19 protein-coding genes and 1 other RNA gene are annotated in these 13296 nt (G+C 54.5%); 11 read left to right on the top strand and 9 right to left on the bottom strand.

The window, feature by feature from the left end; all coding sequences use genetic code 11:
- Positions 1-20: 20 nt before the first annotated feature.
- From ACLI4M_RS15455 to ACLI4M_RS15445, 3 genes are all read right to left on the bottom strand, one after another.
- The gene (locus tag ACLI4M_RS15455) at positions 21-623 is read right to left on the bottom strand and encodes an Ail/Lom family outer membrane beta-barrel protein (RefSeq protein ID WP_133624260.1); all 603 of its coding nucleotides are present in this window, start codon (positions 621-623) and stop codon (positions 21-23) included.
- Positions 624-790: 167 nt separating this feature from the next.
- Positions 791-1342, bottom strand: coding sequence for an adenine phosphoribosyltransferase (gene apt, locus ACLI4M_RS15450; protein ID WP_048916902.1), 552 nt, complete (start codon positions 1340-1342; stop codon positions 791-793).
- A gap of 154 nt (positions 1343-1496) precedes the next feature.
- Complete coding sequence (locus ACLI4M_RS15445; protein WP_133624261.1) at positions 1497-1874, bottom strand: DUF454 family protein; 378 nt, start codon at positions 1872-1874, stop codon at positions 1497-1499.
- A 65-nt stretch (positions 1875-1939) separates the two neighbouring features.
- Here ACLI4M_RS15445 and priC point away from each other — a divergent pair, with 65 nt between their 5' ends.
- Genes priC through rsmS form a run of 3 tightly spaced genes read left to right on the top strand, consistent with a single transcriptional unit; the run spans position 1940 to position 2930 of the window.
- On the top strand, positions 1940-2476 hold the full coding sequence (gene priC, locus ACLI4M_RS15440) for a primosomal replication protein PriC (RefSeq protein ID WP_048916904.1): 537 nt from the start codon (positions 1940-1942) through the stop codon (positions 2474-2476).
- A gap of 32 nt (positions 2477-2508) precedes the next feature.
- Positions 2509-2754, top strand: a complete 246-nt coding sequence (locus ACLI4M_RS15435) for a GlsB/YeaQ/YmgE family stress response membrane protein (RefSeq protein WP_048916905.1) — start codon at positions 2509-2511, stop codon at positions 2752-2754.
- A 26-nt stretch (positions 2755-2780) separates the two neighbouring features.
- Entirely contained in the window at positions 2781-2930 is a 150-nt protein-coding gene (gene rsmS / locus ACLI4M_RS15430) for a pleiotropic regulatory protein RsmS (protein WP_099755085.1), read from the top strand.
- A 7-nt stretch (positions 2931-2937) separates the two neighbouring features.
- Here the strand turns inward: rsmS and acrR are convergent, their stop codons facing one another.
- Positions 2938-3576 (bottom strand): multidrug efflux transporter transcriptional repressor AcrR, encoded by a 639-nt coding sequence (gene acrR / locus ACLI4M_RS15425; RefSeq protein WP_062818364.1) that lies wholly within the window; start codon positions 3574-3576, stop codon positions 2938-2940.
- 141 nt (positions 3577-3717) lie between these two features.
- On the opposite strand from acrR, the gene ACLI4M_RS15420 reads away from it, so the two are divergent.
- The 4 genes from ACLI4M_RS15420 (at position 3718) to ykgO (ending at position 8638) form a co-directional block, all read left to right on the top strand.
- Entirely contained in the window at positions 3718-4917 is a 1200-nt protein-coding gene (locus tag ACLI4M_RS15420; RefSeq protein WP_133624262.1) for an efflux RND transporter periplasmic adaptor subunit, read from the top strand.
- 16 nt (positions 4918-4933) lie between these two features.
- Positions 4934-8083 carry a multidrug efflux RND transporter permease subunit AcrB gene (gene acrB, locus ACLI4M_RS15415; RefSeq protein ID WP_133624263.1) on the top strand — a complete coding sequence of 1050 codons (3150 nt, stop codon included), beginning with the start codon at positions 4934-4936 and terminating at the stop codon, positions 8081-8083.
- 141 nt (positions 8084-8224) lie between these two features.
- The gene (locus tag ACLI4M_RS15410) at positions 8225-8485 is read left to right on the top strand and encodes a type B 50S ribosomal protein L31 (protein ID WP_048916910.1); all 261 of its coding nucleotides are present in this window, start codon (positions 8225-8227) and stop codon (positions 8483-8485) included.
- Between the two features lie 9 nt (positions 8486-8494).
- The gene (gene ykgO, locus ACLI4M_RS15405; protein WP_099755082.1) at positions 8495-8638 is read left to right on the top strand and encodes a type B 50S ribosomal protein L36; all 144 of its coding nucleotides are present in this window, start codon (positions 8495-8497) and stop codon (positions 8636-8638) included.
- Between the two features lie 81 nt (positions 8639-8719).
- On the opposite strand, the gene ACLI4M_RS15400 is transcribed toward ykgO, so the two are convergent.
- From ACLI4M_RS15400 to ACLI4M_RS15385, 4 genes are read right to left on the bottom strand one after another with little or no spacing between them, the layout of a single operon-like run.
- Positions 8720-9598, bottom strand: a complete 879-nt coding sequence (locus ACLI4M_RS15400; protein WP_133624264.1) for a metal ABC transporter solute-binding protein, Zn/Mn family — start codon at positions 9596-9598, stop codon at positions 8720-8722.
- Between the two features lie 9 nt (positions 9599-9607).
- Complete coding sequence (locus ACLI4M_RS15395) at positions 9608-10465, bottom strand: metal ABC transporter permease (RefSeq protein WP_099755081.1); 858 nt, start codon at positions 10463-10465, stop codon at positions 9608-9610.
- On the bottom strand, positions 10462-11151 hold the full coding sequence (locus ACLI4M_RS15390; RefSeq protein ID WP_133624265.1) for a metal ABC transporter ATP-binding protein: 690 nt from the start codon (positions 11149-11151) through the stop codon (positions 10462-10464). Before ACLI4M_RS15390 ends, ACLI4M_RS15395 begins: the two co-directional genes overlap by 4 nt.
- Positions 11151-11276 (bottom strand): hypothetical protein, encoded by a 126-nt coding sequence (locus ACLI4M_RS15385; RefSeq protein WP_263575963.1) that lies wholly within the window; start codon positions 11274-11276, stop codon positions 11151-11153. The genes ACLI4M_RS15390 and ACLI4M_RS15385 overlap by 1 nt, the downstream gene beginning before the upstream one ends.
- A 287-nt stretch (positions 11277-11563) precedes the next feature.
- Between ACLI4M_RS15385 and ACLI4M_RS15380 the strand changes: the two genes are divergently transcribed.
- The 3 genes from ACLI4M_RS15380 (at position 11564) to ACLI4M_RS15370 (ending at position 12688) form a co-directional block, all read left to right on the top strand.
- Complete coding sequence (locus ACLI4M_RS15380; RefSeq protein WP_133624266.1) at positions 11564-11917, top strand: hypothetical protein; 354 nt, start codon at positions 11564-11566, stop codon at positions 11915-11917.
- 143 nt (positions 11918-12060) lie between these two features.
- The gene (gene tomB, locus ACLI4M_RS15375) at positions 12061-12441 is read left to right on the top strand and encodes an Hha toxicity modulator TomB (RefSeq protein WP_048916915.1); all 381 of its coding nucleotides are present in this window, start codon (positions 12061-12063) and stop codon (positions 12439-12441) included.
- Between the two features lie 28 nt (positions 12442-12469).
- Entirely contained in the window at positions 12470-12688 is a 219-nt protein-coding gene (locus tag ACLI4M_RS15370) for an HHA domain-containing protein (protein WP_004156337.1), read from the top strand.
- Positions 12689-12752: 64 nt separating this feature from the next.
- Here ACLI4M_RS15370 and ffs read toward each other — a convergent pair.
- Positions 12753-12849: signal recognition particle sRNA small type (ffs, locus tag ACLI4M_RS15365), an RNA gene on the bottom strand.
- Between the two features lie 131 nt (positions 12850-12980).
- Here ffs and ACLI4M_RS15360 point away from each other — a divergent pair.
- Entirely contained in the window at positions 12981-13295 is a 315-nt protein-coding gene (locus tag ACLI4M_RS15360; RefSeq protein WP_048916916.1) for an MGMT family protein, read from the top strand.
- The last annotated feature ends 1 nt before the right edge of the window (position 13296 follow it).

Genomic DNA, 13296 nt, shown 5'->3' with positions numbered 1-13296 from the left:
GATGAAGGTTGTGGAGGTAGTTAGAAACGATACCCCACGCCAACGTTGAAGCCGTGACTGGACGTTTTCTGCAGGTGACCGCCCTGATAACCGACGTCCAGCGCCAGGTTATCAATCAGATTGAACTGCATTCCCGCCCCCCAGGCAAAACGCGAACTGGCCCTTTTTTTGCGCCCGGAATGTTCACCATCAGCATCTCGATAGTGGGTGATATTGGTGCTGCTTTCCCAGCCCGGGCCAGCCAGCGCGTAGAGACTGGCCCAATGGCTGATGCGATAAGCCGGCCCCACCATCAGCGAATAGTAGCGCACGCGATGGTATTTATTCTCTGAGGCGCCATCAAACTGTGCAAACTGGCTACCGCGCCCGTTCATCCAGGTAAGTGACACCATCGCGCTGAGCGGCAGCTGAGGGATTTCGTAGCGATATTTAAGGTTAAGACCTTTGATATTGTTGAAATGCTGATTGTGGCTCTGGGCGTATCCCAGCGTGAAGGTGTGCAGCCCGCTGATATCTTTTGTCTGGTACTGATAATCAACAGGGGCCTTAGTCTGAGCGGCGTTTGCGGCTGTGGCACCCGCCAGTGCGGCGAGGAGAGTAGTAACGGTAGCGATTTTGTTCATCCCGAACTTCCTTTATCACGGTGACGGCTGCATTTTGCCGCACAAGTGTAAGCATCAGGGGGGATGAATCGCTGCTTTTTGTGCCGAACAGCGGTTGAAGGCATTTGGTGTACAGGGAGAGAAGCAGATGAGGAGAGATCGGGGCGGACCCGCCGCCCCGCAAAATCTTAGTGACCGGGGAAGTTCACCAGACTGTAGCTTTCAATGCCCTGCGCCTTCAGGCGTGATTCGCCGGTGAGGTCAAACAGATTAATGATGAAAGCGGCATCTTTCACGGTGCCGCCCGCGCGGCGGATCAGCTTCACGGTGGCCTCAATCGTGCCGCCGGTCGCCAGCAGATCGTCAACCACCAGCACCACGTCACCCGGCTGGATAGCATCACAATGCAGCTCTAACTGGTCGGTGCCGTACTCCAGCTCGTAGCTTTCGGCAAAAGTTTTACGCGGCAGCTTGCCGGGTTTACGCACCGGTACGAAGCCCACGCCCAGCCCAAGCGCAACCGGTGCGCCGAACAGGAAACCGCGCGCCTCAGTGCCCACCACCTTGGTGATGCCAGCGTGACGATAGCGTTCAACTAACAGCTCAATGCTCAACGCATACGCTTTCGGATCTTCCAGCAGGCTGGTGACGTCACGAAAGAGAATGCCCGGTTTTGGGTAGTCCGGGATGCTTTTGATACTGTTTTTAAGGAATTCAAGCTGCTGCGCAGTCGCGGTCATAGTGTTGTGCCTGGTAAATACAAATCTGACTCACGCGGCTTGCTTCACGCACGACGATAAAGCCGGGTGAAATTCAAACACTGGGGGAAAGCCGCGCACGAAAACGACCAAATCTAGGCAAAACGCCGGACAATTGCAACCGTGTTTAGCGAAATCAGCGCTTTTCCTGCTCTTCGTCAACCACTGGCAGGCGGATCATAAAGATCAGCAGGCAGCAGAGTATCGCCAGCAGCAGCAGGCGTACCCAGAGAATTTTGACCATCCACAAGGAAAAGGCAAAGGTCAGCAGAATAAACAGGATCGCCCTGCCCTTGGCGCCCGGTGGCATTGCCCGATGCTGCTGCCAGTGACGCAGGTAGCGCCCGAATACCGAGCGGTGCAGTAGCCAGTGATGGAAGCGCGGAGAAGACCGGGCAAAGCACCAGGCCGCCAGCAGTAAAAATGGCGTGGTTGGCAGCAGCGGCAGTACCACGCCGAGCGTGGCCAGTACCACCGCCAACCAGCCAAGAGTAATAAGAAGATAACGTTGCATGGCGTACCCGAAAAAATTGGCTCTAAACAGGGTATCATAGCCGCAATACTGCCCTGGAGAACACGATGAAAAGCGCAGCTTTACTGCAACAACTGGAAACGCAGCTGGAACAGCTGGCGCAGGCTGTCGAGCCGCATGCTAATAAACGTAATGCGCAGGCGCGCTTTGACCATCAGTTATTTCACAGCCACTCTACCCGCCTGGGCGATTATCTGCAGGAAGTCAGACAGACCATGGCGCTGTTAAAACAGAGCGTGAGGGATAATCGCCCGGAAAGCGTGGCATGGATGGCCGAACGCGTGGTGCTGCAGATGAGCGCCATGCAGCGCGAACTGGCAACGCTCAAGATGCGCAGCAGTGAGACCCGCGCGGCGCCTGTGCGCGAGAACCTGTATGAAAAGCTGGCCGAACATCAGGATTTTGAGCGCCGCCTGCGGGCGATGATTCAGGACCGGGAAAGTCTGCTGGCCGTGCAGGAAACGCTGGCACAGCAGCAGCAACTTCAGCGTGAGGTGGCTGCACTCGAAGGGCGTTTGCAGCGCTGCCTGCAGGCGTTGAAGCGAATTGAGCGCGGCATCGAAAATCGCGAGCGCGGGCTATAATCGGATGATAACTCGCTGAAAGAGAGGCCGCTATGGGGCTGATTAGCTGGATGGTAACCGGTTTGCTGGTGGGCGTTATTGCACGCCGTTTTTTCCCCGGCCGCCCCGGCGGCCTGATGCCAACGTTGTTATTGACTGCAGTGGGTGCCTTGATTGGCGGCTACGTCAGCAGTTATTTTGACTACGGGACGCTGGCAATCTTCCACCCGCGGGCGCTGCTGGCCGCGTTTGCCGGCGCGCTGGTCATGGTTGGCGTGGTCAGAATGCTGCGCATCTGAAATTTTTATCATTATAAGGAAAACGTATGTCGCTGGATACTGCACCGGAAGAGGTCAAACTGGCCGTGGATTTGATTATGCTGTTGGAAGAGAATCAGATAGCGCCAGAAACCGTGCTGGCAGCGCTGGCGATTGTGCAGCGAGATTTCGAGCAGAAAGTCGCCGCACGTTCATAATTTCGCGCTATGCTGGCTTGCGTAAGGTTGGGCACCCGATCAGCATCTCGATCAGCGTGTCCACCAGCTGCGGCGCGTCGGCGGCGAGGTCAAAGCTCTCCGGCATAAACAGCCAGTTTTCCATGATGCCGCTGATGTAGCCACGCATCACTACAGCGACGCGACGCGTGTTAAGATTTTCCGGAAGTTGCTTTGCATCAATACACTGTTGTAAAACCTCTTCTATCTTCTCATAACATTCAAGATAGAGATTTTGCTGCATTAGCTGGAGGGTAGTCATTTCACCGACGAACTCACATTTATGGTAAATAATTTCCATAAGTGCACGTCTTCTCGGATCAGTGGCTGCCGCGTCAAGGACATACAGCAACATAGCTCGCATAACAGAGAGTGGATCCGCCGGGTATTTTGATTGATACTCAAGCTCCAGGTCTGCCATTCCGGATTCGGACTGTGCCCAAATCTCATTGAGCAAATCCGTTTTATTTTTGAAATGCCAGTAGATTGCACCCCGCGTCACGCCAGCACTTGCGGCAATATCAGCCAGTGACGTTTTAGAAACGCCATGTTCAGAAAAGCGCTCGATAGCCGCATCTATGATGTGATTTCGCGTTTCCTGAGCTTGTTGTTTGGTATTTCGTGCCATGAGGGTGTTTTTTACAAAGCGTTAGACTTACATACATTTCCGAATGTATGTACCATAGCACGACCATAATTTAAACGCAGCAATGGGTTTATGGGTTTGTGATCCATTGAACAATCGATATCGGACACTCGAGGTTTATTTATGAACAAAAACAGAGGGTTAACGCCTCTGGCGGCCGTTCTGATGCTTTCAGGCAGCTTAGTGCTAACAGGATGTGATAACAAAGATTCTCAGCAGGCCGGTCAGCAACAGGCCCCTGAAGTGGGTATCACGACGCTAAAAAGCGCACCGCTTAAAATTACCACCGACCTGCCGGGTCGCACCTCATCGTTCCGTATTGCAGAAGTTCGCCCACAGGTTTCCGGCATTATTCTGAAACGCAACTTCGTTGAGGGTAGTGATATCAAGGCTGGCGAATCCTTGTATCAAATTGATCCGGCCACTTATCAGGCCGCTTACGACAGCGCCAAAGGTGACCTCGCACAGGCTCAGGCCAACGCGCAGATCGCCGCTTTAACCGTAAAACGCTACAAGCCTCTGCTGGGTACTAAGTACATCAGTCAGCAGGATTACGATACCGCGGCAGCCACCCAGAGCCAGACCGCTGCCGCCGTTCAGGCAGCACAGGCAGCCGTTGAATCTGCCCGTATTAACCTTGCCTATACCAAAGTGACCTCGCCTATCAGCGGACGCATTGGTAAATCCTCAGTCACCGAAGGTGCGCTGGTGCAGAGTGCTCAGACGACCGCTCTGGCAACTGTGCAGCAGCTGGACCCGATCTACGTTGACGTAACCCAGTCGAGCGAAGACTTTATTCGTCTGCGCGACGAGCTGAAATCCGGCCAGCTGCAGCAGACCAACGGCAAAGCTGAAGTCAAACTGTTAACGCAGGATGGTAAAGAATACTCGCAGAGCGGAACATTAGAATTCTCTGATGTCACCGTTGACGAGACCACCGGCTCCATCACACTGCGTGCAGTGTTCCCTAACCCGGACCACAACCTGCTGCCAGGCATGTTCGTACGAGCTCGCCTGGATGAAGGCACCAACCCAAATGCATTGCTGGTTCCTCAGCAGGGCATCACCCGCACGCCAACTGGCCAGGCGACTGCCATGGTTGTCGGTGCGGATAACAAGGTTGAAGTGCGTAATGTGACAGCCGATCAAGCTTTCGGCGACAAATGGCTGGTCACGTCAGGTCTGAAAGATGGCGATCGTGTGATCACCACCGGTCTGCAGCGTGTGAAACCCGGTGCGGCGGTGACCCCACAGGAAGTTAGCGACGACAGTGCCAAAGAAGCCCCTCAGCCTCAGGCACAGTCTGAACAACCGAAGTCTTAACAGGAGCCGCTGATACATGGCTAAGTTCTTTATCGATCGCCCCATCTTTGCCTGGGTTATCGCCATCATTATTATGCTGGCGGGTGCGCTGTCGATCCTGAAACTGCCGATTGAGCAATATCCTAACGTTGCTCCACCGGCAATCGAGATCACCGCCACCTACCCGGGTGCCGATGCGAAAACTTTGCAGGACTCCGTCACGCAGGTTATCGAACAAAACATGAACGGCATCGACGGCCTGATGTACATGGGTTCAAGCAGCGACTCTTCGGGTACGCTGCAGCTGACTCTGACATTCCAGTCCGGTACCGATGCTGATATCGCGCAGGTGCAGGTTCAGAACAAACTGCAGCTGGCGATGCCGTTGCTCCCGCAGGAAGTACAGCAGCAGGGGATTAAAGTTCAGAAATCCTCCAGTAGCTTCCTGATGGTTGCCGGTTTCATCAACGATAACGGCACCATGACGCAGAACGACATCTCCGACTACGTGGGTTCTAATATTAAAGATCCCATTAGTCGTGTCTCCGGCGTGGGTGATACCCAGCTGTTCGGGGCGCAGTATGCGATGCGTATCTGGATGGACCCGCATAAACTCAACAACTACTCACTGACGCCGGTCGATGTGATCAGCGCCATCAACACCCAGAACGCCCAGGTGGCGGCCGGTCAGCTCGGTGGTTCACCACCGGTGAAAGGCCAGCAGCTGAATGCCTCGATCATCGCGCAGACGCGTCTGACCTCGGCTGAAGAGTTCGGTAAGATCCTGCTGAAAGTGAACAGCGACGGTTCACGTGTCCGTCTGAGCGACGTGGCGCATATCGAGCTGGGTGGTGAGAACTACGAGATTATTGCACGCTACAACGGTCAACCGGCCTCGGGTCTGGGGATCAAGCTGGCAACCGGTGCTAACGCCCTGGATACCGCTGCGGCGGTAAAAGCTGAGCTTGCTAAACTGGAGCCGTTCTTCCCGGCCGGCATGAAAATCGTCTATCCGTATGACACCACGCCATTCGTTAAGATCTCGATTAACGAAGTTGTGAAAACACTGGTCGAAGCTATCGTGCTGGTGTTCCTGGTGATGTACCTGTTCCTGCAAAACTTCCGCGCCACGCTGATCCCAACGATTGCGGTGCCGGTTGTCTTGCTCGGCACCTTTGCGATTATCAGCGCGTTTGGCTACTCGATAAACACCCTGACGATGTTCGGGATGGTGCTCGCCATCGGCCTGTTGGTGGATGACGCCATCGTGGTGGTCGAGAACGTCGAGCGCGTCATGGCCGAAGAGGGCCTACCGCCCAAGGAAGCCACGCGTAAATCGATGGAGCAGATCCAGGGCGCGCTGGTCGGTATTGCGCTGGTGCTGTCAGCGGTATTTATTCCAATGGCCTTCTTCGGCGGGTCTACCGGGGTTATCTATCGTCAGTTCTCGATTACTATCGTTTCCGCGATGGTGCTGTCGGTTATCGTCGCGCTGATCCTGACTCCGGCACTGTGTGCCACCATGCTGAAGCCGATTGCGAAAGGCGACCATGGCAAAACCACCGGTTTCTTCGGCTGGTTTAACCGCCTGTTCGACAAAAGCACCAATCACTACACCGACAGCGTGGGCCACATCGTGCGCAGCACCGGTCGTTACCTGGTGATTTATCTGCTGATCGTGGTGGGCATGGCCTATCTGTTTATGCGCCTGCCAACCTCCTTCCTGCCGGAAGAAGACCAAGGGGTATTCCTGACCATGGCCCAGCTGCCAGCAGGTGCCACGCAGGAACGTACACAGAAAGTGCTGGACCAGGTGACGGATTACTACCTGAATAAAGAGAAAGCGAACGTTAACTCGGTGTTCACCGTTAACGGCTTTGGCTTTGCAGGTCGTGGTCAGAACACCGGTATCGCCTTCGTCAGCCTGAAACCGTGGGATGAACGTTCGGGTGCAGATAACAAGGTGCCGGCGATTGCCGGGCGTGCCATGGGCGCGCTGTCAGCGATCAAAGATGCGATGGTGATTCCGTTCAACCTCCCGGCGATTGTTGAGCTGGGTACGGCGACCGGTTTTGACTTCCAGCTGATCGATCAGGGTGGCCTTGGCCATGAGAAACTGACCGCAGCACGTAACCAGCTGCTTGGCATGATTGCTCAGCATTCAGATACCCTGGTAGGCGTGCGTCCTAACGGTCTGGAAGATACGCCACAGTACAAACTGACTATCGACCAGGAAAAAGCGTCGGCGCTGGGGGTATCGCTCTCCGATATCAACACCACGCTGGCGGCAGCCTGGGGCGGATCCTACGTTAATGACTTCATTGACCGCGGCCGCGTGAAGAAAGTGTACGTGATGGGCGATGCGCCTTACCGTATGTTGCCAAGTGATATTGGCAACTGGTATGTGCGTGCCAGCAGCGGTGAAATGGTGCCGTTCAGCGCCTTTGCCTCTGCGCAGTGGGTTTACGGTTCACCACGACTGGAGCGTTATAACGGCCTGCCGTCGATGGAGCTGTTAGGACAGCCAGCACCGGGTAAGAGTTCGGGTGAAGCGATGAATCTGATGCAGGACCTGGCGTCGAAACTGCCTACCGGTATTGGTTACGACTGGACGGGGATGTCCTATCAGGAACGTCTGTCCGGTAACCAGGCTCCGGCACTGTATGCCATCTCGCTGATTGTGGTCTTCCTCTGTCTGGCCGCACTGTACGAGAGCTGGTCAATACCGTTCGCGGTAATGCTGGTCGTACCGTTGGGTGTGGTCGGGGCGCTGATCTTTACCACCCTGCGCGGGCTGAGCAACGACGTGTACTTTGTGGTGGGGCTGCTAACCACCATAGGGCTATCGGCGAAGAACGCCATCCTGATCGTCGAGTTCGCTAAGGACCTGATGGAGAAGGAAGGCAAAGGCCTGGTGGAAGCGACTCTGGAAGCGGTACGTATGCGTTTACGTCCAATCCTGATGACTTCTCTGGCGTTTATCCTCGGGGTTCTGCCGCTGGCTATCAGTACCGGTGCGGGTTCCGGTGCTCAGAACGCCGTAGGTACTGGCGTGATGGGCGGGATGGTCACCGCGACTATCCTGGCGATCTTCTTCGTTCCAGTGTTCTTCGTGGTGGTTCGCCGCCGCTTCAGTAAGAACAAAGAAGAGCTGGAACATAGCCACCCAGTCGATCATCATCACTAATTCACGCAAGTTAATGTGAACCAGAGGCCGCTTAATGCGGCCTCTTTTTTTTTGTCTTTTTTCCAGCGTGCGCGCAGTTGCATTTTGCTCACCTGCGGCGCATACTATTGTTATAGTATAACATAACAAATGGAGTGACAGATGAAACAGAGTATTCATCCAACCTATCGCCAGGTGGTGTTCCATGACACCACGGCAGACGCCTGGTTTGTCGTGGGGTCGACCATCAAAACCGATCGCACGATTGAGCATGAAGGCAAACAGATGCCTTACGTGACGCTGGATGTCTCTTCGGCCTCACACGTCTATTACACCGGCAAGCAGAAAGATTTTGCCAAAGAGGGCAGCGCCGCACGCTTCAACCAGCGCTTCGGCAGCTTCCTCGGCGCGATGAAAAAGTAAGGAGCCATCATGCAGGTCTTAAGCTCTCTGGCCTCGGCCAAAAAACGCCACAAAGATTGTAAAATCGTACGCCGTCACGGCCGCGTATTCGTCATCTGCAAAAGTAACCCACGCTTTAAGGCCGTACAGGGCCGGGGTGGCAAGAAGCATTAATTGATGACTCTCAAGCATGCAACACAAGGGGATAGCCGCGGCTATCCCCTTTTTTATGCGGCTTAATCACGGGCTGGGCGCTTATTTCATGCTGCTGACCATCGCATTGACGTTATGTTTGAAAGCATTAATGTAGCTGTCTGCTTCACCGCCCTGCCCGGTCAAAGCTTCCGGATACAGCTCGCCGCCCGGCTGCGCGCCGCCGGCAGCGGCAATCTGTTTAACCAGGCGCGGATCGGTCTGATTCTCGATAAAGTAGGCATGGATCTTCTCCTGCTTGAGCTGAGCGATCAGCGCGGCGACGTCGGAAGCGCTGGCCTCAGATTCGGTGGAGAAACCGACCGGGGAGAGGAACGTTACCCCGTAGCGCTGGCCGAAGTAGCCGAAGGCATCATGGCTGGTCAGCACCTTACGTTTGCTCTGCGCAATAGCGCTGAACTCTTGCTGCGCCCAGCTATCCAGCTGCTTAAGCTGTGCGATGTAGGCGCTGCCGTGCTGACGGAAATAATCTGCATCCTGCGGATCGGCGGCGATCAGCGCATTCATCACGTTAGTGGCATAGATAACACCGTTCAGCATGCTGTTCCACGCGTGCGGGTCGGTAACCGTTTCTCCGTCCTCTTCCATTTTTCGCGTGTTGATCCCGGCTGAAGCCACCACCGTCTCTCCCTTATAGCCCGATGCGGCGATCAGGCGATCCATCCACCCTTCCATTCCCAGTCCGCTAACAAACACCACATCGGCATGCGCCAGCGCCTGGCTATCTTTTGGCGTCGGTTCAAAGCTGTGCGGGTCACCATTTGGCCCCACCAGGCTTTTCACCACGACGTGTTCGCCGCCAACGTTTTTTACGATATCCGCCAGCACGGTAAAACTGGCAACCGCTTCAACGGTTTTCGCCATTGCAGCAGGTGCGGCCAGCAATACGGACAGCGCCAGCGCCACAGGTAACTTCTTCATACTTACTCCCTATCTGATTGCCAATGGTTTACGCCCGGCAAAAATGCCGCCGCAGGGACCGATTAAAATGGAAAGAAAGAACAACAGTGCCGCACTCAGCACCACGGCGGGCCCGGCAGGTAACGAGAGGTAAAACGAGGCGTAAAGCCCGCTGAAACTGGCCAGCGTGGCGATGATCATTGCCGCCGCCAGCGTCCCGGCGAGATGACGGCTCCAGAATCGGGCGCTGGCCGCAGGCAGCATCATCAGCCCGACGCTCATCAGGGTGCCAAGCACCTGAAAGCCCGCCACCAGGTTGATGACAACCAGCACCAGAAAAATGGCGTGCACCAGCGGTGAAGTCCAGCGGTTCTGGGCGCGCAGAAAGCTCGGGTCAAAGGCATCAATGGTCAGCGGGCGGTAGATCAGCGCGAAGATCAGCAGGGTGACCGCACTGATGCTGCTGACCAGCACGATGGAGGGCGTATCGACCGCCAGCAGCGAGCCGAACAGGACATGCAGAAGATCGACGCTGGAACCGCGCAGCGACACCAGCGTGACGCCCAGCGCCAGTGAGCCAAGATAGAAACCGGCAAAGCTGGCATCCTCACGCAGCGGCGTATAGCGACTGACCGCGCCTGACAACAGCGCCACCGTCAGACCGGCAATCGCTCCGCCAATGCCCATCGCGACCAGCGAAAGTCCGGAGAGTAAATAGCCGATTGCGGCACCGGGAAGCACCGCGTGCGACAGCGCATCGCCCACCAGGCTCATGCGGCGCAGTAGCAGGAAGACGCCCAGCGGCGTCGCGCTCAGCGACAGCGCGACGCAGGCCACCAGCGCCCGGCGCATAAATCCAAATTCGATAAATGGCTGGATCAGCATCATGCGCTGGTCCCCCCACGGCGACTAAAGCTCAGCCCGGTCACGCCGCAGCCGCGGCAGGTCCATTCGCTGTGCTGCTCTTTCAGGCGTAACACCTGCGGGAAATGCTGCGCCACCGTAGCCATGTCGTGCAGGACAACAATCAGTGTCGCCCCGGCCTGATGCCGCTCCGCCAGCAGCGCCAGCAGCAGTTCGGTGGTATCGCTGTCGACGCCGGTAAAAGGCTCATCCAGCAGCAGCAGTTCTGCGTCCTGTATCAGCAGCCGGGCAAACAGCACGCGCTGCAGCTGCCCGCCGGATAAGGTTCCCGGCGCGGCGGCAGCGAACGGCAGCATATTGACGCGCTGCAGTGCCGACATGACCTGCTCACGCTGCTGGCGGTTTAAGCCTTTAAACCAGCCACTCTGACGCCAGAAGCCCATTGCCACCAGATCGAAAACGGTCAAAGGGAATGTTTTCTCCAGCTCAGCGTGCTGGGGCAGCCAGGCAACGGTCGGACGTGGCGCAGAGAGGCTGACCGAACCACTGACCGGGGGCAACATCCCGCACAGCGTCTTCAGCAGCGTTGATTTTCCGCAGCCATTTGCCCCCACGAGGGCCGTCATGCTGCCGCGTGCAAACTCACCGTTTAACTGCGGCGTCACCGCACGATGCTGATAGCCAACCACCAGCTGATTAAGTACGATCATCAGAGTGCCGCCCACCAGGTGAGCGCCGCCAGCGCGCCGACCAGGTGTAAGGTCAGCACCATACGCAGCCATGCCGGGCAGCTGAGCAAGGTGCCGATGCGAATAAAAGCCGGAGAGGTGTTCATTAAAAAGCCACTTAAATGTTATAACATAACAATAAGGTAGCGTGGATGGAGGCAGGACGGATATCATTAAAATGTATCTAATTATTACGTTGGAGCCGGATGGCTGAAGCGTTTTTTATATAAAAAAAACTCAACATGGTGATGGTTTTATGCGGAAGCATGCCGGTGCGAGTAAAATAATTAACTGTTAAATCATCAATATAGGCTACACTAAATTTATAACCTGGCTTATCCACTCGGCTACAGCAATTAAGCTGATAAGCAAAATTTAACTCTGAGAGGGAAAAATGCGCAAAACTTTACCATTAAAATATCGTCAAACTAACATTGAACCACTAGAATTAATGCATGAGATCCAACAGATAATTCCCAAAATAGAAGATGACCTGATTGGTTCATTGGAATGGTATTCACAAAATGCGCGATATGTTCCCGAAAGTCTGAAAATTATTTCCCTGGAATATTTGCAACAATCACGTTATAAAATGAACTACAGCTTCCGCTGGAACGTATTCAATGCCTGTCTGGATATTGATGCGAGTGAAACAACCCATCAGTCGGTCAATTTTACCCTTACTCCTGATGCGCTGGTGTTTGATTTCATTGATAACGATCGCCACAACATGTCCGATGAATTGTAATATTTGGTCAGTCGAGCGGCAGGTTATTTTAAATAAGTTATATTTTGTTTAGATGTTACATAGCATAGTAATTATCACTTCCTGGCACCCATGTTTAAAGTGCGGTTTAATGGCCTGTTTCGCAAGCTTAGGAGGGGAAAAAGATGGACGAATACTCACCGAGAAGGCATGATATTGCCCAGCTGAAATTTTTGTGTGAAAACCTGTACGATGAAAGCCTGGCTACGTTAGGCGACAGCCACCACGGCTGGGTTAACGATCCTACCTCTGCTGCCAATCTGCAGCTTAACGACCTGATCGAGCATATTGCAGCATTCACCATGAATTACAAAATTAAGCACATCGAGGACAGCGATCTGATAAGTCAGATTGATGAATACCTGGATGACACCTTTATGCTGTTCAGCAATTACGGCATTAATGTTCAGGACTTACAACGCTGGCAGAAATCCGCCAAACGACTGTTCAACATTTTTGCAGAGGAATGTGCAACAAGCCTGACACAGGCCAGCCATTCGTTTTAGCAACCCATTACTCATTTACGGTTTAATAATGACAGACAAACTTTTAACAAAAACTGATTATCTGATGCGCCTCAGACGCTGTCGTTCCATCGACACGCTTGAGCGCGTCATCGAAAAGAACAAGTACGAATTATCTGATGATGAACTGGCTGTATTCTATTCCGCTGCCGATCATCGTCTGGCCGAACTGACAATGAATAAGCTTTATGACAAAGTGCCCGTTGCAGTATGGAAGTTTGTTCGCTAACTAATGATGTGTGATTTGCAATGAATGAAGTCGTGAGGGCTGGTGAGGCAGAATTGGGTGGGGGCCCTGCCAGCTACATCCCGGCACACGCGTCATCTGTTACGGCTGCTTCCTTCCGGACCTGACCGAGTTCACAAATTAGCATTGCGGGAGAACCAACCGGGCCCCCATTGAGTGCCCTGGGTAACCAGAGCGCAGGCATTATCAATGATGCCCCCGGCAATTGCAAGCCGCCCCCTGGTGACCGTTGGTTTCTTGCACGATCTGCAGATTATTTCCTCGCTATAGGCTTATGACCATCGAACAGGACAGTTTTCAACAGCGTATTTATCAAATCGTTGCCGCGATCCCTTATGGCAGCGTCACCACCTATGGCGAAGTGGCCCGGCTGGCCGGTTCATCGCGCGCGGCGCGTCAGGTTGGCGGCGTACTGAAGCGCCTGCCTGAAGGCAGCAAACTGCCGTGGCACCGGGTGATTAATCGTAAAGGTGAAATTTCGCTGACGGGTGACGATCTCAGCAGACAGCGTAAAGCACTGCAGGCGGAAGGGATTGAGGTATCGCGCGAGGGGAAAATCGACCTGGTGAAGTATCGCTGGCACTGGTAAT

Source organism: Erwinia sp. LJJL01, from assembly GCF_047300805.2.
GTDB classification, from domain to species: domain Bacteria; phylum Pseudomonadota; class Gammaproteobacteria; order Enterobacterales; family Enterobacteriaceae; genus Erwinia; species Erwinia aphidicola.
Note: the sequence above shows the minus strand (reverse complement) of the source record. Positions and strands in the feature narration are given on the sequence as shown.

Excerpts from the sequence above, each read along its gene's own strand:
- ACLI4M_RS15455 (WP_133624260.1), bottom strand. The coding sequence starts at position 623 with ATGAACAAAATCGCTACCGTTACTACTCTCCTCGCCGCACTGGCGGGT.
- apt (WP_048916902.1), bottom strand. The coding sequence starts at position 1,342 with ATGACCGCGACTGCGCAGCAGCTTGAATTCCTTAAAAACAGTATCAAA.
- ACLI4M_RS15445 (WP_133624261.1), bottom strand. The coding sequence starts at position 1,874 with ATGCAACGTTATCTTCTTATTACTCTTGGCTGGTTGGCGGTGGTACTG.
- priC (WP_048916904.1), top strand. The coding sequence starts at position 1,940 with ATGAAAAGCGCAGCTTTACTGCAACAACTGGAAACGCAGCTGGAACAG.
- ACLI4M_RS15435 (WP_048916905.1), top strand. The coding sequence starts at position 2,509 with ATGGGGCTGATTAGCTGGATGGTAACCGGTTTGCTGGTGGGCGTTATT.
- rsmS (WP_099755085.1), top strand. The coding sequence starts at position 2,781 with ATGTCGCTGGATACTGCACCGGAAGAGGTCAAACTGGCCGTGGATTTG.
- acrR (WP_062818364.1), bottom strand. The coding sequence starts at position 3,576 with ATGGCACGAAATACCAAACAACAAGCTCAGGAAACGCGAAATCACATC.
- ACLI4M_RS15420 (WP_133624262.1), top strand. The coding sequence starts at position 3,718 with ATGAACAAAAACAGAGGGTTAACGCCTCTGGCGGCCGTTCTGATGCTT.
- acrB (WP_133624263.1), top strand. The coding sequence starts at position 4,934 with ATGGCTAAGTTCTTTATCGATCGCCCCATCTTTGCCTGGGTTATCGCC.
- ACLI4M_RS15410 (WP_048916910.1), top strand. The coding sequence starts at position 8,225 with ATGAAACAGAGTATTCATCCAACCTATCGCCAGGTGGTGTTCCATGAC.
- ykgO (WP_099755082.1), top strand. The coding sequence starts at position 8,495 with ATGCAGGTCTTAAGCTCTCTGGCCTCGGCCAAAAAACGCCACAAAGAT.
- ACLI4M_RS15400 (WP_133624264.1), bottom strand. The coding sequence starts at position 9,598 with ATGAAGAAGTTACCTGTGGCGCTGGCGCTGTCCGTATTGCTGGCCGCA.
- ACLI4M_RS15395 (WP_099755081.1), bottom strand. The coding sequence starts at position 10,465 with ATGATGCTGATCCAGCCATTTATCGAATTTGGATTTATGCGCCGGGCG.
- ACLI4M_RS15390 (WP_133624265.1), bottom strand. The coding sequence starts at position 11,151 with ATGATCGTACTTAATCAGCTGGTGGTTGGCTATCAGCATCGTGCGGTG.
- ACLI4M_RS15385 (WP_263575963.1), bottom strand. The coding sequence starts at position 11,276 with ATGAACACCTCTCCGGCTTTTATTCGCATCGGCACCTTGCTCAGCTGC.
- ACLI4M_RS15380 (WP_133624266.1), top strand. The coding sequence starts at position 11,564 with ATGCGCAAAACTTTACCATTAAAATATCGTCAAACTAACATTGAACCA.
- tomB (WP_048916915.1), top strand. The coding sequence starts at position 12,061 with ATGGACGAATACTCACCGAGAAGGCATGATATTGCCCAGCTGAAATTT.
- ACLI4M_RS15370 (WP_004156337.1), top strand. The coding sequence starts at position 12,470 with ATGACAGACAAACTTTTAACAAAAACTGATTATCTGATGCGCCTCAGA.
- ACLI4M_RS15360 (WP_048916916.1), top strand. The coding sequence starts at position 12,981 with ATGACCATCGAACAGGACAGTTTTCAACAGCGTATTTATCAAATCGTT.